Below are 19,851 nucleotides of genomic sequence, written 5' to 3' on the forward strand. Positions count from 1 at the left end.
ATGACGCAGCTACTGGAGCGGCCGGTGCAGGCGGACACGCCGGCCCGGCGGCCGCGGCCGGCCCGGCGCCGGGCGGTGCTGGAGTGGATCGCCGTCCACTCCCTCGGTGTGGCCGCCGCGCTCTTCTTCACCCTGCCGTTCGTCTTCGTGGTGCTGACCTCGCTGATGAGCGACCAGCAGGCGCTCACCCGCGACCTCGTGCCGGACACCTGGCAGTGGGACAACTACCGGAGGGTCTTCGACACCCCGGGCTTTCTCACCTGGTGGCGCAACACGCTGCTGTACGCCGGGCTCGGCACGGTGCTGACGGTGGTGTCGTCCGTGCCCGTCGCGTACGCGCTCGCCAAGTTCCGCTTCCGGGGCAGCAGGACGGCGTTGATGCTGGTGATCTCGATGATGATGCTGCCGCCGCAGGTGGTCATCATCCCGATGTATCTGTTCTGGGCCAAGCAGCTGGACCTGTCCGGAACCCTGTGGCCGCTGATCATCCCGATGGCGTTCGGGGACGCGTTCTCCATCTTCCTGCTGCGCCAGTTCCTGACCACGATCCCGGACGAGTACCTGGACGCGGCGAAGGTGGACGGCTGCGGCGAGCTGCGCACCCTGCTCAGGGTCGTCCTGCCGATGGCCAGACCCGGTATCGCGGCGGTGGCGCTGTTCCAGTTCTTCTACGCCTGGAACGACTACTTCGGGCCACAGATCTACGCCTCCGAGAACCCCGGCGCCTGGACCCTCTCCTACGGCCTGGAGTCCTTCAAAGGCGCCCACCACACCGACTGGAACCTCACCATGGCCGCGACGGTGCTGGTCATGGCCCCCGTGATCCTTGTGTTCTTCTTCGCGCAGAAGGCGTTCGTCGAGGGCGTCACGCTGACCGGAGTCAAGGGCTGACCGAGACACAGGCTGCCCTGAGCACGGGCTGACTGAAGCACAGGCTGACTGAAGCACAGGCTGACTGAGACACAGGCTGACTGAGACAGAGGCTTACTTTCATGAAACTCACCGTGGTCGGCGGCGGTTCGACCTACACACCCGAACTCGTCGACGGCTTCGCCCGGCTCAGGGACGCCCTCCCGGTGACGGAACTGGTCCTCGTCGATCCGGCGAAGGACCGGCTGGAGCTGGTCGGCGGTCTGGCCCGCCGGATCCTCGCCCGGCAGGGACACGACGGGCGGATCACCACCACCTCCGACCTGGACGCCGCCGTCGACGGCGCCGACGCGGTACTGCTGCAGCTGCGCGTCGGCGGCCAGGCGGCCCGCGAGCAGGACGAGACCTGGCCGCTGGAGTGCGGCTGCGTCGGCCAGGAGACGACCGGCGCGGGCGGGCTCGCCAAGGCGCTGCGCACGGTCCCGGTGGTCCTGGACATCGCCGAGCGGATCCGGCGCGCCAACCCGGACGCCTGGATCATCGACTTCACCAACCCGGTCGGCATCGTCACCCGCGCCCTGCTGCAGGCCGGGCACCGGGCGGTGGGGCTGTGCAACGTGGCGATCGGCCTGCAGCGCAGGTTCGCCGCGCGTCTCGGCGTCGCACCCGGCGACGTGCACCTGGACCACGTGGGCCTGAACCACCTCACCTGGGAGACCGGGGTGCGGCTCGGCGGACCGGAGGGCGAGGACGTTCTGCCACGGCTGCTGACGGAGCACGGCGACGCCGTCGCCGCCGACCTGCGGCTGCCGCGCGCGCTGCTGGACCGGCTGGGCGTGGTGCCCTCCTACTACCTGCGCTACTACTACGCGCACGACGAGGTCGTGGCGGAACAGCGCGGCAAGCCGTCCCGGGCGGCCGAGGTCGCGGCGATGGAGCGGGAACTGCTGGAGCTGTACGCCGACCCGGCGCTGGACGAGAAGCCCGCGCTGCTGGCCCGGCGGGGCGGGGCCTACTACTCGGAGGCGGCCGTGGACCTGGCGGCGGCCCTGCTGGGCGGGGCCGGGGCGGCCCCCTACCAGGTCGTGAACGCCCTCAACCGCGGGACGTTGCCGTTCCTGCCCGACGACGCCGTGATCGAGGTGCAGGCGGCGGTGGACCGCAAGGGCGCCGGCCCGCTGCCGGTGCCGCAGGTGGACCCCCTGTACGCCGGGCTGATGGCAAGTGTGACCGGCTACGAGGACCTGGCACTGCAGGCGGCCCTGCACGGCGGGCGGAACCGGGTCTTCCGAGCGCTGCTCGCCCACCCGCTGATCGGCCGGTACGACCGTGCCGAGCGCCTCACCGACCAGCTGATCGCACACAACCGGGAGCACCTGGCGTGGGCCTGAGCGCACGTGTCCTCGCCGTCGACGCGGGCAACAGCAAGACCGACGTGGCGGTGGTGACCGCCGGCGGGGAGGTGCTCGGCACGGCCCGCGGCGCCGGTTTCCGCCCGCCCGCCGTGGGTGTCGAACGGGCGGTGGACGCGCTCGCCGGGACGGTGGCGCGGGCCTTCGCGGAAGCGGGCGTCACCGGTGTGGACCATGTCTCGGCGTGCCTGGCCAACGCCGATCTGCCGGCGGAGGAGGAACAGCTCGCCGCCGCGCTGCACGCGCGCGCGTGGGGCGACGGCGTCGACGTCCGCAACGACACCTTCGCGATCCTGCGGGCCGGCGTCGCCGAGCCGCGCGGGGTCGCCGTGGTGTGCGGCGCCGGCATCAACTGCGTCGGTATGCGCCCCGACGGGCGCACCGCCCGGTTCCCGGCGCTGGGCCGGATCTCCGGTGACTGGGGCGGCGGCTCGGGGCTGGCCGAGGAGGCGCTGTGGCATGCCGCGCGCGCGGAGGACGGGCGCGGGGAGCCGACCGCGCTGGCCCGCGCTCTCCCCGCGCACTTCGGGCTGGAGTCCGTGTACGCCCTGATCGAGGCGCTGCATCTGGGCCGGATCACGGAGGATCGGCGGCACGAGCTGACGCCGGTGCTGTTCGCCGCCGCCGCGGACGGCGACCCGGTCGCCGGTGCGATCGTCGACCGGCAGGCCGACGAGGTGGTGGCGATGGCCGTGGTGGCGCTGACCCGGCTCCAGCTGCTGGAAGAGGCCGCGCCGGTACTGCTGGGCGGCAGTGTGCTGGCCGCCCGGCACCCCCGGCTCGACACGCGGATACGCCACCTGCTGGCCGAGCGGGCCCCGAAGGCGGAGCCGCGGGTGGTGACCGCCCGCCCGGTGCTGGGGGCGGTGCTGCTGGGGCTGGACCACCTGGGGGCGGCTCCGGGGGCGCACGCCCGGGCCCGTACGCACTGGGGTGGCTGAGGCCCGGTACGGGTGGGAACCGAACCGATTCCGAGGGCGTATTCATGGGCAGGGGGTGGTGCGGGGCACACGGATCGCACCAAGATCGGGTGAGCGCCGGTGCGGATGCCGGTGCCGGGAGCGATACTTGGCGCTACGGATGACCATGGGGGAGGTCAGCAGTGACACAACCGCCGAGGAGCGGCACACCGGCACCGCCGCGCACGGGCCCGCCCACCACACTGCCGGCCGTCCCTGCGCAACCGGGCCCCCTGGACCCGACCGGGCCGCACCCGCCCGGTCATGCCCCGCAGCCCCGCCCCCGGCCGCGGCGCACGGCGTTCGCCGAGGGAGTCGACCGGCTGCGCGCCGCCGCCACCACCGAGCCCGGCCGGCTGCGCGCCATCGGAGCCGTACTCGCCCTGCTCGTCATCGCCTTCGGAGCCGTCACCGCCTGGCAGACCAGCGACCGCGGCGCCGCCGCGGACGACGTCCTCACCCGCAGCCAGCCGCTCACCTCCGACGCCGCCGACATCTACCGCTCCCTCGCCGACGCCAACACCGCGGCCTCCAGCGGCTTCCTGGCCGGCGGCCAGGAGACCAGGGCCACCCGTGAGCGGTACGAGAAGGACATCCGCACCGCGGCGGCCGGCCTGGTGAACGCCGCGGCCAACTCCGACCCCGGCTCCCCGTCGGCCGCCACCATCGCCGAACTCAACCGCCTGCTGCCCGAGTACAAGGGGCTGGTCGAGCGGGCCCGTACCTACAACCGCCAGGGCTTCCCGGTCGGCGGCGCCTATCTGCGCTACGCCAACGAGAAGATGCAGCAGGAGATGCTCCCGGCGGCCCAGAAGCTCTACATCACGGAGAAGCGGCGGCTGAGCGCCGACTACGCGGACGCCACCCCCTACCCATGGGCGGCCATCGCCCTCGGCGTCGCCGCTCTGGCCGCGCTCGCCTGGGCCCAGCACCGCACCTACCGGCGCACCAACCGGGTCCTCAACCACGGCCTGGTCGCGGCCACGGCCGCCACCACGGTGGTGCTGCTGTGGCTGGCCATCGGCCACAGCGTGGCCCGCGCCCAGCTGCACGACTCCCGCGACCACGGCGTCCGCTCGCTGAACGCGCTGCACGACGCGCGCATCGCCTCCCTCAAGGCCCGGGGCAACGAGAACCTGACGCTGGTCTCCCGCGGCGCGCAGACCACCAAGGTGGACGGGGAGACGTACGACGCCTACGACTACGACTTCCGGCAGGACATGAAGACCCTCCAGGCCCGCCTGGGCGAGGCCGGGGAACTGGCCGACGACGAGGCGGGCGAGCGGCCGGTCAGCACGGCGGTCGGCGGCATGACCGAGTGGAACAAACGGCACACCGCGGCCCGCGAGCAGGACGAGAACGGCAACTACCAGCAGGCATTGGAGCGGGTGATCGGCGGCAAGGGCACCACCGGCGAGTGCTTCGACAACGTCGACGCCGCCCTCGCCGACGCCATCGCCCACGAGGAGCGTGAGTTCGAGCAGGCGGCCGGCGGCGGCCGGGACGCGATGACGGGCCTGCCGGCGGGTGCCGCGACCCTCGCGGTGCTGGGCGCGGCGGGCGCGGTGCTGGGCATCGGCCGCCGGCTGTCGGAGTACCGGTGAAAGGGGGCGCGAGGATGCGTGCACGACGACTGCGGGCCGGCCTGAGGGGCTGGGGCGGGGTGGGCGCCATGGCCGTCGTCTGCGCCCTGGCGGTGCTCTTCGCCCTGCTGCTGCCGCTGGCCCGGTCACAGGTCGCCGGCGAGGGGACACCGGCCGGCGGCCAGGGTGCGGTCCGCGGCAGCCAGGCGGTGGCCGGGGAGGAGTGCACCGAGCCGGAGAAGCAGACGCTGGCCCCGTCCGGCGCGGACGGCCCCACGATCGAGGCCATCAAGAGCCGCGAGGGCGAGCGTCGCAAGCTGGTCGTCGGCGTCGACCAGAACAGCTACCGGTGGGGCTACCGCGACCCCAACAGCGGTGGCGAGGCCCGGCTGGAGGGCTTCGACATCGACCTGGTGCACCGTATCGCCGAGGACGTCCTCGGCGACCCGGACGCCGTGCAGTTCAAGGCGATCCCCACCGACCAGCGCATACCCGCGATCCGGAGCGGCCGGGTCGACATGGTGGTCCGCACCATGACCATCAACTGCTCCCGGCTGCAGGACGTCGCGTTCTCCGCCCCCTACTTCAGGACCGGACAGCAGCTGCTGGCCCACAAGTCCTCGCCGATCACCGGCTACGACGACACCCTGGCCGGCAAGAAGATCTGCACGGCGACCGGTTCGACGGCGTTCAGCACCCTGGAGCAGGACCAGCGCCAGGGCCGGCTGTCCGCCTCCGCCGACCTCGGCACCACCGTGCCGAACCAGCTCGACTGTCTGGTCCGGCTGCAGCTCGGCGAGGTCGACGCGGTGGTCACCGACGGGGCGCTCGCCGCCAGCCAGGCCGCGCAGGACCCCACGGTCGAGCTGAAGGGCGACGCCTTCACCACCGAGTACTACGGCGTGGCGATGCGGAAGGACGCCGACGATCTGGTGAGGCGGGTCAATCAGATCCTGGAGGACTACCGCGCGCACACCGCGGGCGGCTGGCAGGCGTCGTACGACCGGTGGCTCTCGGCCACACTGGGCGGACGCGCGGAAGCGGCCAAGTCGGCGCCTCCGCCGCCCGAGTACGAGCGCGACAGCTGACCGGCCCACGAGTCCGGCAGCGGCAGGACGGACGACTGGCGGACAGTCACCAGGTCCCGGACAACTGACAACAGGCGCAGACCCAAGCACAGATCCAGGCACAGGCACGGCAGAGAGCACGTCCGACACAGCGAGAGGTGATCGATGGGCGGCGCGGGACCCACCGGGCCGGTGATGGACCGGGACGAGGTGGACCGTGCGCTGGCGCGGCTCGGCGCGGAGCACGAGGCGGTCGAGACCTCGCTGCTCGCTCTGCAGGACCACGCGGGCCGCAGGCTCCTGGAGGGCGCCGGCCTGACCGGACGGACCGCCGAACGCTGGAAGGCCGCCGAGGCGTCGATCACGCTGCTGTGGGCCTACTTCGACGCGTACTCCGGGGCGCTGCGCACCGCCCGGGAGATCCGCTCCCGCCGCCGTTGGTCCAGCCGCGAGGACCTCGCGGAGCTGACCGAGCTGCTGCGCGGCGACGCCGTGACCGTGGCCGGCGGCGCCACCGCCACGGCCGACGCGCCCACGTTGAACGGCACTCCGGGCGGCGGCGCGCCCCGGCTCGCCGAGCGCTTCTCGCTGGCCGCACTCGTGGACCGGATGAACGAGCTGTACGCGACCTCCCTGGACATGGTGGTCGCCGCCGACGCGGTCTGGTCCGCGCTGCCCGCCCGTATCGATCTGCTCGCCGCCGAGCTGCAGCGCACCCGGCAGCTCGCCCATTCCGTCGGTGTCCGCCCCGGCGAGCATCCGGCCGGCGACGACCTGGAGCGGATCACCCGCACCCTGACGAAGCTGCGCGAGCAGGTGGTGTCCGACCCGCTGGCGTTCTGGCTGCCGGCCGAGGGCAGCTCGGCGCCGGGCGGCGGTCGCCCGGACACCACGGCGTACGACCGTCAGGCGCGCGCTCTGGAGGACGTACGCCGCGAGATCGACGCGGTACTGACGGTGCGCCAGGACGCGGAGCAGCGGATCGTGCGGCTGCGGGACGTGCTCTCGCGCGCGGACCGCACCCTGGCCGAGGCCCGTACCGCGCGCGGGGAGGTGCTGGCGAAGATCGCGGCGACGGAGGTGCCGGTCGTCAGCGGACCGCCGACCGTGCTGCAGGAGCAGCTGGCGACGGCCGCCGAGTACCGCAGACACGCCCAGTGGCACCGGCTGTCACCGCTGCTGGAGTCACTGGAGCAGAAGGCGGAGGACGAACTGGTCCGGGCCCGCGAGTCGCTGACCGCGGTCACCGCACCGCTGGCGGTCCGCGCCGAGCTGCGCGGCCGGCTCGACGCGTACAAGGCGAAGGTCGCCCGGCACGGCCTGGCGGAGGAGCCCGAGCTGGTGGAGAAGTACGAGAAGGCCCGCCGCATGCTGTGGAGCGCACCCTGCGACCTGCGCGTCGCCGAGCAGGCCGTGCTGCGCTACCAGCAGGCCGCGGCGGAACAGCTCGGCGGCACCCGGCCCGGCGGCTGAGCGACGAGGGGGAGGCAATGCGATGAGTCAGGCACAGCGATCCTGCCAGCGCCCCGGCTGCGGCGGCCGCTACGAGGACGTCGGCGGCGGCGAGCTGTACTGCGACACCTGCGGACTGGCGCCGGTGGTGTCCGCGTCCGGCATGGTCGGCTCGGTGCCCACCGGCGTGACCGGCGGCGGCAGGGGGTCTCGGGGTTCGCAGGGCAGTGGCGGTTCCCGCCCCAGCAGTCGCAGTTCGCGCACCTCGTCACAGTCGTCGAAGTCCCGCCGCTCGGTGTCGGGCCGGCTCTCACGCGCCCTGTCCGGCGCGTCCACCGGCCGCTCGGTGTCGGTGCGCAGCTCGGGCTCCGCGGCCGGTTCCACCACCCGGGGCCGGCTGGGCGCGGGCCTGGTCCAGGTCCCGGCGATCCCGCGGCCCGACCCGCAGTCGATGGTCCTGGACCGCCCCGAGGTGCCGGAGCGGAAGCGGTTCTGCTCGCGGTCGGACTGCGCGGCACCGGTCGGGCGGGCCCGCGGTGACCGTCCGGGCCGCACGGAAGGTTTCTGCACCAAATGCGGGCACCCCTACTCGTTCGTGCCGAAACTGAGCGCCGGGGACGTGGTGCACGGCCAGTACGAGGTCGCGGGCTGTCTGGCGCACGGCGGGCTCGGCTGGATCTACCTCGCCGTGGACCGGGCGGTCTCCGACCGCTGGGTGGTGCTCAAGGGCCTGCTGGACACCGGCGACCAGGACGCGATGGCCGCGGCCATCTCCGAGCGGCGCTTCCTCGCCGAGATCGAGCACGCCAACATCGTGCGGATCTACAACTTCGTCGAGCATCTCGACCAGCGCACCGGCTCCCTCGACGGCTACATCGTCATGGAGTACGTCGGCGGCAAGTCGCTGAAGGAGATCGCCAACGCCCGCCGCACCCCGGAGGGGCGGCGGGACCCGCTGCCGGTGGAGCAGGCCTGCGCCTACGGCATCGAGGCGCTGGAGGCGCTGGGCCATCTGCACAGCCGCAATCTGCTGTACTGCGACTTCAAGGTCGACAACGCCATCCAGACCGAGGACCAGCTCAAGCTGATCGACATGGGCGCGGTGCGCCGGATGGACGACGAGGAGTCGGCCATCTACGGCACGGTCGGGTACCAGGCGCCGGAGGTCGCGGACGCCGGCCCGTCGGTCGCGTCCGACCTGTACACGGTGGGCCGTACGCTGGCCGTGCTGACCTTCGACTTCCAGGGCTACACCAATGTGTACGCCGACTCGCTGCCCGACCCGGACACGGTCGACGTCTTCCGGCAGTACGAGTCCTTCTACCGGCTGCTGGTGCGCGCCACCGACCCCGATCCGGCCCGGCGGTTCGCCTCCGCACAGGAGATGGCGGAGCAGCTGACGGGGGTGCTGCGCGAGGTGGTCTCGCTGCAGACGGGCCGCGCCCGGCCCGCGGTGTCGACGCTGTTCGGTCCGGAAGCCAGGGTCACGGACACGGAGTTGTTCCCGGCGCTGGACGGGGAGGTGTCGCGGCTGGGGGCGCGGGCGGTGCACACCGCCCGCGGTCACCTGTTCGCGCGCCTCGGGGGCGGCGGCAACGGGAGGACGGCGGCGCTGCTCCCGGGCGCGGCGGAGCCGAACGCCGGAGAGCCGGCCCCGTCCGCGGGGTCCGGCGGGGCGCCCGGCACGTCCGGCACGTCCGGCACATCAGGTACGACTGGCGGAGCCGACAAGTCCGGCGCATCCGGCACATCAGGTACGACTGGCGGAGCCGGCACGTCCGGGGCAGTCGCGCCCGGTGGTACGCACGGTGTCTCCGGGGTGCCCGGGTCGGCGGCGTCCGGGCCTTCGGGGATGTCCGGCGGTTCGGGGATGTCCGGCGGTTCGGGGATGTCCGGCGGTTCGGGGCGTGCCATCGGGGGTGGGTACGGTCCGCATGGACCGGGCGGCGCGGCCGGCCGCTCCGAGGAGGCCGCGCGGGGTGGCCGGCCCGCTGCGGCAGGTGACCCCGGCGTGCCGGGTGCGGCCGGTGTGCCCGGGGCCCGTACGCCCGGCGTGTCCGAGGCTCTTACGGCCGTCGGTTCCGCCGCCGCGCCGGACGGGAGCGGCTCGCGGTACGGCACCGCAAGCCTGGTCAGACCCGTCGACACCGCGCACGCGGCACTCGCCCTGCCTCTCCTCCGGGTCGACCCCGGGGACCCCAACGCCGGTTTCCTGGCGGGCCTGACGGCCTCCGCGCCGGGTGAGCTGCTGGGCGCGCTGACCGCCGTGCAGACGCCGTCCGTCGAGACCCGGCTGCGGCAGACCCGGGCCCGGCTGGAGCAGGGCGACGCTTCGGCCGCCCTGGACGCCCTGAGCGCGCTGGAGGGTGAGCGGCCAGAGGACTGGCGGGTGGTCTGGTACCGGGGCGTGGCCTCACTGGTGACCGGCGACCACGCGGGCGCCGCGCTCGCCTTCGACGCCGTCTACGACGCCTTCCCCGGGGAGACCGCGCCCAAGCTGGCGCTCGGGCTCTGCGCGGAGGTGCTGGGGCAGCTGGACAACGCCGCCGAGTACTACCGGCTGGTGTGGGCGGCCGACCCGAGCCATGTGAGCGCCGCGTTCGGGCTGGCCCGGGTGCAGCTGGCGGCGGGCGACCGGCGCGGCGCCGTACGGACCCTGGAATCGGTGCCCGAGGCGTCCATCCACTACACGGCCGCGCGCGTGGCGGCGGTGCGGGCCCGGCTGCGGCAGCGCACGGCGGTCGGCGCGGACGTACCCTTCCTGGAGGACCTGACCGCGGCGGCGGGGCAGGTGGAGGCGCTGGACGTGTACGGTCTGGACCCGGCGCGCCGCGAGCAGTTGGCGGCCGAAGTCCTCGGTTGCGCGCTGGACTGGGTACTCTCCGGTGGCCAGGGTTCCGCCCCTTCCGCCGCCGGGGGACGGACGCTGCTCGGCAGCGGCCTGGACGAGCGGGGCCTGCGCTTCGGCCTGGAGCGTTCGTACCGCACGCTGGCCCGGCTGGCGCGGGGCGGCGAGGAGAGGATCGACCTGGTGGAACGTGCCAACCGTTACCGCCCCCGAACGTGGGTGTAGTTGATGTCGCAGATGCCCCAGTTGTCTGCCTGCCCGAGCTGCGAGGAACCCCTCGAGTCGGGTGACCGTTTCTGCGGAGCGTGCGGATACGACCTGTCCGCCGTGCCCGAGCGGCCGCAGGACGACCCGACGATCACGATGAACGGCGCGGCGACGCCCCCCGGTCCGCCGGGCGCCGCCCCGCACGGCTCCGGCAGCGGCACCGGTGCCACCGGAAGTCCTGCCGGGCCGACGGGACCCACGGGGCTCACGGGTTCGACCGGAGCCACCGGCCCCTCCCCCTCCGTCCAGGGGCCCACCGGGCCCTTGAGTCCCCCCGCTCCCCCCGGACCCGGTACTCCCGCCGGATTCACCGAACCTCCAGCGCCCGCCGGGCCCATGGAGCCCTCCCGTCCCGCCGGACCCCCCGCTCCCGCGGCTCCGGCGGGATCCACAGCGCCCAGCGGACCCACAGCACCCACCGGGTCCACAGGACCCGTCGGCCCCGAAGCTCCCCCCGGACCCGGACCCGGACCCGGCGCCGCCGCCGAAGCCACGGGACCGTCGGTGCCGTACGAACCCGATGCCCCCACCGGGCTGGCCGCCTCCGCCGGTCCCGGCGGCCCCGGACGGCCCGGGCACGACTGGCCGGCACCCACCGGCGCGGACTCCTCCGGACGTCCGGCACCGGTGCATCTGCCGACCGATCTGCAGGGCACCGACTCGGGCGGTACTCCGCTGCCGCCCGCGCGGGAACCGGGTTCCGGGGTGCGCTTCCACCGGCCGCCCGAGCCCGACGACTACCCCCTCCAGGCGCCGGACCCGCGCCGGGCCGCGGAGGTTCCGGCCCCGCCCGCACCCCCGGCCCCGCCCGTACCCGGTGAGCCGGTGTGCGTCGCCTGCCGGGCCGGCCGGGTCGACGACGACGGCTACTGCGAGAACTGCGGGCACGCCCAGCCCCGCGAACGCGACCATATGGAGCAGGAGTCCGGTCCGATCGCCGCGGTCAGCGACCGCGGGCTGCGTCACCACCGCAACGAGGACGCGTTCTGCGTCGGCCACACCGCCCTGCCCGACGGCACTCCCGCGTCCGTCGCCATCGTCTGCGACGGCGTCTCCTCGGCCACCCGCCCCGACGACGCCTCCCTGGCCGCCTCCCGCGCGGCGAGCGAGTCGCTGCTCGCCGCCCTGCCGCACGGCACCCACCCCCAGCAGGCGATGCACGACGCGATCGTCGCCGCCTCGCACGCCGTCAACGCCCTCGCCGAGGAACCGGCCACGGCCCGCGAGCACGCCCCGCACCAGAACGCCCCGGCCTGCACCCTGGTCGGCGCCGTGGTGACCGCCGGGCTGCTGGTCGTCGGCTGGGTCGGCGACAGCCGCGTCTACTGGGTCCCGGTGGACCGCTCCGCACCGGCCGCCCGGCTCACCGAGGACGACTCCTGGGCCGCACAGATGGTCGCTGCCGGACTGATGAACGAGGCCGAGGCGTACGCCGACGAACGCGCCCACGCGATCACCGGCTGGCTCGGCGCCGACGCCTACGAACTGGAGCCGCACACCACGTCGTTCAAGCCGGACCGGGCCGGTGTGGTCGTGGTGTGCACCGACGGCCTGTGGAACTACGCGGAGGCGGCCGAGGAGATGGCCGAGGCGGTCCCGCCCGACGCCGCCGAGCGCCCGCTGCACGGCGCCCGGGTACTGGTCGGCCACGCCCTGGACGGTGGCGGCCACGACAACGTAACAGTGGCCGTGCTGCCGTTCCCGGCCCCGCCGCAGGGGTAGGTATACCGGCCGGAGGCCGCGTACGCCCGAGGGGAGGCCGGCCTCCCGCGGACCGCAGGGGGCGGTCCGCGGTCAGCCGTCACCCCACCGTCGTGGGGGATGCGAGGTCGAGGGGGATGCGATCGGGCATGGCCATTTTCTCGAAGCCGAACGTGCCGCAGTTCTCGGTGGACGTCTACCAGAACGAGTATCTGCCGGAAGGCGGACACGAGGTCAACGCGATCGTGACGGTCACCGCCACCGGTGGCGGCACCATCGGCAGCGCGGTCGCGGCACCGCACCTCTATTCGCCCGGCCAGGGCCCCTCCGCCGCGGTGGCGATCATGGTCGACTGCTCGGGTTCGATGGACTACCCGCCGACCAAGATGCGCAACGCACGCGACGCGACGGCCGCCGCGATCGACACCCTCCGCGACGGCGTGCACTTCTGCGTCATCGGCGGCACCCATGTGGCCAAGGAGGTCTATCCAGGCGGCGGCCGGCTCGCGGTGGCCGACGCCACCACCCGGGAGCAGGCCAAGCAGGCGCTGCGCAGACTCAGCGCGGGCGGGGGAACGGCGATCGGCACCTGGCTGCGGCTTGCCGACCGCCTGCTGGCCTCCCCGGAGGTCGCCATCCGGCACGGCATCCTGCTCACCGACGGCCGCAACGAGCACGAGACGCCCGAGGAGCTGAAGGCGGCGCTGGACGCCGGTGCCGGGCGGTTCACCTGCGACGCCCGGGGCGTGGGCACCGACTGGGAAGTGAAAGAAGTCACAGGGATCGCCTCCGCCCTGCTCGGCTCGGCCGACATCGTCGCCGATCCGGCGGGCCTGGCCGCCGACTTCACCCGGATGATGGAGACGGCCATGGGCAAGGAGGTCGCGGACGTCGCCCTGCGGCTGTGGACCCCGGTCGACACCACGGTGAAGTTCGTCAAGCAGGTCGCCCCCACGGTCGAGGAGCTGACCGGGCGCCGCACCGAGGCGGGCCCGCGGGCCGGCGACTATCCCACCGGCTCCTGGGGCGACGAGTCCCGTGACTACCACCTGTGTGTGGAGGTGCCGCCCGCCGGACTGGGCCGGGAGATGCTCGCCGCCCGGGTCTCGCTGGTCGTCCCGCAGTCCGACGGGAGCGTGCAGAACCTCGGTGCACAGGGTCTGGTACGGGCGGTGTGGACCGACGACATGGTCGCCTCCACCTCGATCAACCCCCAGGTCGCCCACTACACCGGCCAGGCCGAACTGGCACAGGCCATCCAACAAGGGCTGGAACTACGCAAAGCGGGAGACATCGACGGAGCAACGGCCAAACTGGGCCGCGCGGTTCAGCTCGCCGGAGCCTCCGGAAACGCGGATACTGCGAAACTGCTTGCGAAGGTGGTGGACGTGGTCGACGCGGCGGCAGGTACTGTGCGACTGAAGGCGAAGGTCGAGGAGGCCGACGAGATGACTCTCGAAACCCGGTCGACCAAGACGGTTCGCGTCAAGAAGTGACACCGACCATCACACGCGGGTAGCTCCGCAAGAGGGGGAAGCACCGACATGCCGACCTGCCCGAACGGACACCAGTCGGGTTCCGACGACTGGTGCGAGGTCTGCGGTCACCGCATGGCCGGTGCCGTGCCGCCGCCTCCCCCGCCGCCGCCCCCGACGGGCGGCTACGGCTTCCCGCCACCGGCGGGCGGTCCCGGTGGTACTCCCGGTGGTCCCGGCGGCCCGGGCGCGGAGCCGCAGCTGTGCCCGCAGTGCCGCACGCCCCGGGAGGGCGGCGCGCCCTTCTGCGAGGAGTGCCGGTGGAACTTCCTGACCAACACCGCCACTTCGTACACCCCGGCCGCCCCGCGCCCGCCCGCGCCCGGCCCGGCGGTCCGCTTCCAGCAGCCGCCGCCGGGCCCCGGCCCGTCCTACGGCGGCGGTGAGGGCTACGACTACCAGAGCTCCCGCCCTTCGCAGGTGAACCGCCCCGCCGAGCCGATCCCGCCGGGTCCGGCCGGCTTCGGCGACGAGGCGTCCCGGCCGGGACCACCGCCCCCGCCGCCTGCTCCCGGGGCACCCATGGGACCCGGTGGCGGCCCCGGTGCGCCGGGCGGTCCCGGCGGTCCCGGCGGTCCCGGTGCCGGACAGACCGGTCCGGGCGTCCCGGGTGGCGCTCCGCACGGCTTCCAGCAGTCGGCCCCGCAGGCCCCGCCCGGTTTCCCGCAGGAGACCGGACGGCAGCAGCCGGGCGGCCCCTCCTTCGGCGGCGGTGACGACGACTGGCTGCTCTCCCCGCCGTCGTCCACCGGACCCGGCGCAGCCCCCGGTGGCGCTCCCGGCGGGCCGAACGGCGCCGGTCCGGGCGGCGGGTACGGCTATCCGCAGCCCGGTGCGACCCAGGCCCCGCCCCCGCCGCCGCCCGGTCCCGGCTTCCCGCAGCAGCCCCAGCAGCCGCAGGCGCCCCATCAGCCGCAGCAGCCGCAGCAGCCGCAGGCGCCTCAGCATCCGACGACCTGGACCGCGACCATCGGCCCGGACCGCGAGTACTTCATGGCGATGATGCAGCGCTCCGGCCCCGAGGCCGCGGGCCTGAACCTGCCGGCGTACTCGCCCGAGCAGCAGCGCACCCTCACCGGCAACCAGATCACCATCGGCCGCCGCCGCCACTCCACCGGCGACACCCCCGACATCGACCTGTCGGTGCCGCCGGAGGACCCGGGCGTCTCGCACCAGCACGCGGTCCTGGTACAGCAGCCGGACGGCAGCTGGGCCGTCGTCGACCAGAACTCGACGAACGGCACGACGGTCAACGGCGCCGAGGAGCCGATCCAGCCGTTCGTGCCGGTACCGCTGCAGGACGGCGACCGGGTGCACGTCGGCGCCTGGACGACGATCACCGTCCGCCGCCGCTGAGCGGACCCGGCCGGGCCGGGAAGGACCGTCAGCCGGCAGGGCGGTGGAGCAGGAAGGACCGGCCGGGCCGGGAGGGCCTGTCAGGCCGGCAGGGACCAGACGTAGGGTCCCTCCGGGTCGTCCAGCCATGCCCAGGCGTGCTCCCCGCTGACGGTCACGCCGTAGCGCTCGCGCCGGGGCGCGCCCTCGCGCTCCCACAGCGCGTAGGCCTCCTGTGGGTCGAGGCTGCCGCGGGTGAGCGCCAGCAGGAACCGGAACAGGTCGTCGCTCCGGGCCCGGCGCGGCACCCCGCCGAGCCCCGGCACCCCCGGCTCGGACCGCTCGCCGCCGCGCAGCGGCACGAAGTAGGCGGGGGTGTGCAGGAAGCGACCCTCGGCGTGCCGGGCGTCCTGCACGGTCAGCACCAGCAGACCGGTGGCGAACGGGGTGAGGATCCCGCCGCCCGGCCGGCACTGGGCGAGCCAGGCACGCGGCACGGCGGGCAGGGAGCAGGTGGCGATGATCCGGTCGTACGGGGCTCGCTCGGGCACCCCGCGCGCTCCGTCGCCGGTGACGACGACCGGTCGGTGGCCGGCGGCGGCCAGGTGCCGCCGGGCCGACTCGGTGATCTCCGGCTCCAGATCGACGGTGGTGACCAGGTCGTCGTCGCCTAGCCGGTGGGCGAGCAGGGCGGCGTTGTAGCCGGTACCGGCGCCGATCTCCAGGACCCGGTGGCCGTCGGCGATCTCCAGCGCGGCCAGCATCATCGCCATCAGCGAGGGCTGGCTGCTGGAGGAGACCAGTTCGCCGTCGCGCAGCCGGGTGGCCAGCGGGGTGTCGGCGTAGGCGCCGCGCAGCCAGCGTTCGCGGGCCGCCGGGTCGGGGTGCTCGCCCCAGCGGCGTTCGTAGCCACCGGTGACGCCCACCGCCGGGACGTAGTAGTAGGGCACGAACAGATGGCGCGGGACCGCCTCGAAGGCCTCCCGCCACACCGGGTCGTCCGCCCACGCCCCGCTCAGCTCGATCTCCCGGACCAGCGCCGCCCGCGCGGAGGCGGCCAGGCCGTCCAGGTGCTCGTCGTACCCGCTGTGGTTCGCAGCGCGCCCGCCCATGCCTCCACAGTAGGCGGCCCTGCACAGCAAGTGGCCCCCCGCGGGGGTGGTCCTAAGCCTTGAGACCTATGTCCACCCGTCTGAGACCATGGACGGTGTGAATGAGATTCGGCGCGGCACGCTTCAGGAGCAGACCTTCTACGAGCAGGTCGGCGGGGAGGAGACCTTCCGCCGGCTCGTCCACTACTTCTACCGGGGTGTGGCGGAGGACCCGCTGCTGCGGCCCATGTACCCCGAGGAGGACCTGGGCCCGGCGGAGGAGCGGCTGACGCTCTTCCTGATCCAGTACTGGGGCGGTCCGACGACGTACAGCGACAACCGCGGCCACCCGCGGCTGCGCATGCGCCACGCCCCGTTCACCGTGGACCGCGCGGCGCACGACGCGTGGCTGAAGCACATGCGGGCCGCCGTCGACGAGCTGGGCCTGTCCGAGGAGCACGAGCAGACGCTGTGGAAGTACCTGACGTATGCCGCGGCCTCGATGGTGAACGCCCCCGGATGAGCACCGCCCCGGCCCCGGCCTGCGCCTGACACTCCGGTCTGCGCCCGACACCCTGGTCGGCGCCCCCGATCAGCGGCTGACCCTGCGGTCACGGACGCCTGGCGCGCGGAATCCGGTCGCCGGAATCCGGTCTCGATCCGTCAGACCCACGCTACAAGCGCTTACCCCCGGCCCGATGCCGTCCGACAGCACCGCCGGAAGCTTGTACTACGGCATCGCTGCCGTCCGGGACCGCGCACCCCGGCCGTGCCGGGCACCGGCTTCCTGGTCGTGGACCGGGCCGCGCTGTCCGCGGAGGCCGCCCGGCCGACGGTGCTGCTGTCCGGCGGCTCCCCGGACGCGGCACCGGCGCTGGACGGCTCGCGGCTCAGCCGACGGTGATGCCCAGCGTGCCGGTCCCGGCCCGGCGGACGGCGACGGACCCGTACGGCGTCCGCAGCCGCAGCCATACGCCGGACGAGAACAGCCCGGGGCCGCCCGGGGATCCCGCGGGCCCCGCGGATCCCTGCGGTCCGGAAGGTCCCGTCGGCCGCAGGAACCCCAGTGACTGCGCCGCGTGCACGGCCCGTACCGGCAGCCCGGTGTCGCCGACCGTGCGGGACCAGATGTCGCGGCCGATCCGGTCGAGGGCGGCCCTGGTCCGCTCCTCGGGGGCGAGCTCCTGGGTGCGGCGTCGGAACTCGGCGACCCCGGCGGCGACCAGCGCACGCAGCGCGTCCAGGGGCGGCAGGCCCGGCTCGGTCCGCCAGCCGCCGCGCGGCGGCAGCACGCCCGCCCACGGTGGCCCGGTGACCGCGCCGGGCACGGTGGCGGTGGCACCCGTCTCGTCCACCGACTCCAGCAGCTCACCGGCGGAGACGGTGACGTCGAGGGTGGCGTCGAGCCCGTTCTCGTACGGCTTGGCCAGCCGCACCGCGCGGATGGCCAGCACCTCGAAGGAGGGGGGCCGGCCGAAGACGGCGAGCGCGGTGCCGGATGCCTGCAGCCGCACCGCGGCCGACCGGTCGTAGTGGAGCAGCCGGGAGAGGAAGGCCGCGAGATCCGCCGCCTCCCCCTCGTCGGCGAGGTGGAGCACCGTCATGCGGCGACGGCCTCCTCCTCGTCCTTCGTGCTCACGGAGTCCTCCATGTACTCCTGGAGGAACTCCCGCTCCTCCCCGGTGATCCGGCGGGGCCGCTGTGCCTCGAAGTCGAAGGGCACTATCACCGTGGCGGCGCGGACGTAGACCTGGTCGCCGTCCTTCACCTCGTAGGCGAGGGTGAAGGAGGCGGCCCTGATCTCGGTGACCCACAGCTCGATGTCGACCGGGGCGTGCCGGTGGACGAGCTGCCGCTTGTAGTCGATCTCGTGGCGTGCCACCACCGACCCCTGCTGGAAGTCCTTGTCCGGGCGGAACAGGAAGTCGATACGGGCCTCCTCGAGGTAGCGGAGGAAGACCACGTTGTTCACGTGGCCGTACGCGTCCATGTCCGCCCAGCGCAGCGGGCAGCGGTAGATGTGCCGCAAGACCGATCAGCCCCGGGTCAGCTTCTTGTAGGTGGCGCGGTGCGGACGCGCCGCGTCCGGGCCCAGCCGCTCGATCTTGTTCTTCTCGTAGGACTCGAAGTTGCCCTCGAACCAGAACCACTTGGACTCGCCCTCGTAGGCGAGGATGTGGGTGGCGACGCGGTCCAGGAACCACCGGTCGTGGGAGACGACGACGGCGCAGCCGGGGAACTCCAGCAGCGCGTTCTCCAGGCTGGAGAGGGTCTCGACGTCGAGGTCGTTGGTCGGCTCGTCGAGGAGCAGCAGGTTGCCGCCCAGCTTGAGGGTGAGGGCGAGGTTCAGCCGGTTGCGCTCGCCGCCGGAGAGCACACCGGCCGGCTTCTGCTGGTCCGGGCCCTTGAAGCCGAACGCGGAGACGTACGCGCGCGAGGGCATCTCGACCTGGCCGACGTTGATGTAATCGAGCTCGTCGGAGACGACGGCCCACAGCGTCTTCTTGGGGTCGATGTGCTCGCGGCTCTGGTCGACGTAGGAGATCTTGACGGTGTCGCCGACCTTGATGCTGCCGCTGTCCGGCTCCTCCAGCCCCTGGATCATCTTGAACAGGGTGGTCTTGCCCGCGCCGTTGGGGCCGATGACGCCGACGATGCCGTTGCGCGGGAGGGTGAAGCTGAGGTCGTCGATGAGGACCTTCTCGCCGAAGGCCTTGCTGAGGTTGTTCACCTCGACGACGACGTTGCCCAGACGCGGGCCCGGCGGGATCTGGATCTCCTCGAAGTCCAGCTTCCGCATCTTCTCGGCCTCGGCGGCCATCTCCTCGTAGCGGGCCAGTCGCGCCTTGGACTTGGCCTGCCGCCCCTTGGCGTTGGACCGCACCCACTCCAGCTCGTCCTTGAGCCGCTTGGCGCGCTTGGCGTCCTTCTGGCCCTCGACCTTGAGGCGGGTCTGCTTGGTCTCCAGGTACTTGGAGTAGTTGCCCTCGTAGCCGTGCAGCCGGCCGCGGTCGACCTCGCAGATCCACCCGGCGACGTTGTCGAGGAAGTACCGGTCGTGGGTGACGGCGACGACCGTGCCCTCGTACTTGGCGAGGTGCTGCTCCAGCCAGTTCACCGACTCGGCGTCGAGGTGGTTGGTGGGCTCGTCGAGGAGGAGCAGGTCGGGCGCCTCCAGCAGCAGCTTGCACAGCGCGACGCGGCGCTTCTCACCGCCGGAGAGGTTGACGACGGGCCAGTCGCCGGGCGGGCAGCCCAGGGCGTCCATGGCCTGTTCCAGCTGGGCGTCCAGGTCCCAGGCGTTGGCGTGGTCGAGCTGCTCCTGCAGCTTGCCCATCTCGTCCATGAGCTCGTCGGAGTAGTCGGTCGCCATCTGCTCGGCGATCTCGTTGAACCGGTCGAGCTTGCCCTTGATCTCGGCGACGCCCTCCTGGACGTTCTCCAGGACCGTCTTCTCCTCGTTCAGCGGGGGCTCCTGCAGCAGGATGCCCACGGTGTAACCGGGAGTGAGGAATGCGTCACCGTTCGACGGCTGCTCCAGCCCCGCCATGATCTTCAGAACGGTCGACTTACCGGCACCGTTCGGGCCGACGACGCCGATCTTCGCCCCGGGGAGGAAGTTCAGGGTGACGTCGTCGAGGATCACCTTGTCGCCGTGCGCCTTGCGCGCCTTGCGCATGGTGTAAATGAACTCAGCCAAGAGAAACCGTCCGGCAGCTTGAAATCTGGCA

The 19,851-nt window shown here is 73.4% G+C and carries 16 protein-coding genes; 12 read left to right on the plus strand and 4 right to left on the minus strand.

From position 1 onward, the window contains the following. From V5O46_RS13610 to V5O46_RS13655, 10 genes are all read left to right on the plus strand, one after another. On the plus strand, nt 1–891 hold the full coding sequence (locus V5O46_RS13610) for a carbohydrate ABC transporter permease (RefSeq protein WP_332884830.1): 891 nt from the start codon (nt 1–3) through the stop codon (nt 889–891). A 101-nt stretch (nt 892–992) separates the two neighbouring features. Further along, a complete protein-coding gene (locus V5O46_RS13615; RefSeq protein ID WP_332884831.1) occupies nt 993–2,261 on the plus strand; it encodes a 6-phospho-beta-glucosidase in 1,269 nt (422 codons plus the stop codon). Then, the gene (locus V5O46_RS13620) at nt 2,252–3,223 is read left to right on the plus strand and encodes an N-acetylglucosamine kinase (RefSeq protein WP_332884832.1); all 972 of its coding nucleotides are present in this window, start codon (nt 2,252–2,254) and stop codon (nt 3,221–3,223) included. The genes V5O46_RS13615 and V5O46_RS13620 overlap by 10 nt, the downstream gene beginning before the upstream one ends. 161 nt (nt 3,224–3,384) lie before the next feature. Next, nucleotides 3,385–4,845 (plus strand): hypothetical protein, encoded by a 1,461-nt coding sequence (locus V5O46_RS13625; RefSeq protein WP_332884833.1) that lies wholly within the window; start codon nt 3,385–3,387, stop codon nt 4,843–4,845. A gap of 14 nt (nt 4,846–4,859) precedes the next feature. Then, the gene (locus tag V5O46_RS13630; RefSeq protein WP_332884834.1) at nt 4,860–5,912 is read left to right on the plus strand and encodes a glutamate ABC transporter substrate-binding protein; all 1,053 of its coding nucleotides are present in this window, start codon (nt 4,860–4,862) and stop codon (nt 5,910–5,912) included. A gap of 144 nt (nt 5,913–6,056) precedes the next feature. Beyond that, the gene (locus tag V5O46_RS13635) at nt 6,057–7,364 is read left to right on the plus strand and encodes a hypothetical protein (protein WP_332884835.1); all 1,308 of its coding nucleotides are present in this window, start codon (nt 6,057–6,059) and stop codon (nt 7,362–7,364) included. A gap of 22 nt (nt 7,365–7,386) precedes the next feature. Beyond that, nucleotides 7,387–10,416, plus strand: coding sequence for a serine/threonine-protein kinase (locus tag V5O46_RS13640; RefSeq protein ID WP_332884836.1), 3,030 nt, complete (start codon nt 7,387–7,389; stop codon nt 10,414–10,416). Nucleotides 10,417–10,794: 378 nt separating this feature from the next. Further along, entirely contained in the window at nt 10,795–12,180 is a 1,386-nt protein-coding gene (locus V5O46_RS13645; RefSeq protein ID WP_332884837.1) for a PP2C family protein-serine/threonine phosphatase, read from the plus strand. Between the two features lie 128 nt (nt 12,181–12,308). Beyond that, nucleotides 12,309–13,655, plus strand: coding sequence for a vWA domain-containing protein (locus tag V5O46_RS13650; RefSeq protein ID WP_332884838.1), 1,347 nt, complete (start codon nt 12,309–12,311; stop codon nt 13,653–13,655). A 48-nt stretch (nt 13,656–13,703) separates the two neighbouring features. After that, nucleotides 13,704–15,050 carry an FHA domain-containing protein gene (locus V5O46_RS13655; protein ID WP_332884839.1) on the plus strand — a complete coding sequence of 449 codons (1,347 nt, stop codon included), beginning with the start codon at nt 13,704–13,706 and terminating at the stop codon, nt 15,048–15,050. Nucleotides 15,051–15,130: 80 nt separating this feature from the next. Here the strand turns inward: V5O46_RS13655 and V5O46_RS13660 are convergent, their stop codons facing one another. Beyond that, on the minus strand, nt 15,131–16,141 hold the full coding sequence (locus V5O46_RS13660; protein WP_332884840.1) for a methyltransferase domain-containing protein: 1,011 nt from the start codon (nt 16,139–16,141) through the stop codon (nt 15,131–15,133). Between the two features lie 88 nt (nt 16,142–16,229). Here V5O46_RS13660 and V5O46_RS13665 point away from each other — a divergent pair, with 88 nt between their 5' ends. Beyond that, nucleotides 16,230–16,643: a globin gene (locus tag V5O46_RS13665; RefSeq protein WP_332884841.1), complete on the plus strand. Its 414-nt coding sequence runs from the start codon at nt 16,230–16,232 to the stop codon at nt 16,641–16,643. A gap of 246 nt (nt 16,644–16,889) precedes the next feature. After that, nucleotides 16,890–17,024 (plus strand): hypothetical protein, encoded by a 135-nt coding sequence (locus tag V5O46_RS13670; RefSeq protein ID WP_332884842.1) that lies wholly within the window; start codon nt 16,890–16,892, stop codon nt 17,022–17,024. Here the strand turns inward: V5O46_RS13670 and V5O46_RS13675 are convergent. From V5O46_RS13675 to ettA, 3 genes are read right to left on the minus strand one after another with little or no spacing between them, the layout of a single operon-like run. After that, nucleotides 17,011–17,724, minus strand: coding sequence for a hypothetical protein (locus tag V5O46_RS13675; RefSeq protein WP_332884843.1), 714 nt, complete (start codon nt 17,722–17,724; stop codon nt 17,011–17,013). The two genes, V5O46_RS13670 and V5O46_RS13675, sit on opposite strands and share 14 nt — an antisense overlap. After that, nucleotides 17,721–18,149, minus strand: a complete 429-nt coding sequence (locus V5O46_RS13680; protein ID WP_332884844.1) for an acyl-CoA thioesterase — start codon at nt 18,147–18,149, stop codon at nt 17,721–17,723. Before V5O46_RS13680 ends, V5O46_RS13675 begins: the two co-directional genes overlap by 4 nt. A 6-nt stretch (nt 18,150–18,155) precedes the next feature. Next, nucleotides 18,156–19,820, minus strand: coding sequence for an energy-dependent translational throttle protein EttA (gene ettA, locus V5O46_RS13685; protein WP_332884845.1), 1,665 nt, complete (start codon nt 19,818–19,820; stop codon nt 18,156–18,158). Nucleotides 19,821–19,851: the final 31 nt, after the last annotated feature.

Origin of the sequence: Streptomyces poriticola (assembly GCF_036689765.1) — a bacterium.
Lineage (GTDB): Bacteria > Actinomycetota > Actinomycetes > Streptomycetales > Streptomycetaceae > Streptomyces > Streptomyces poriticola.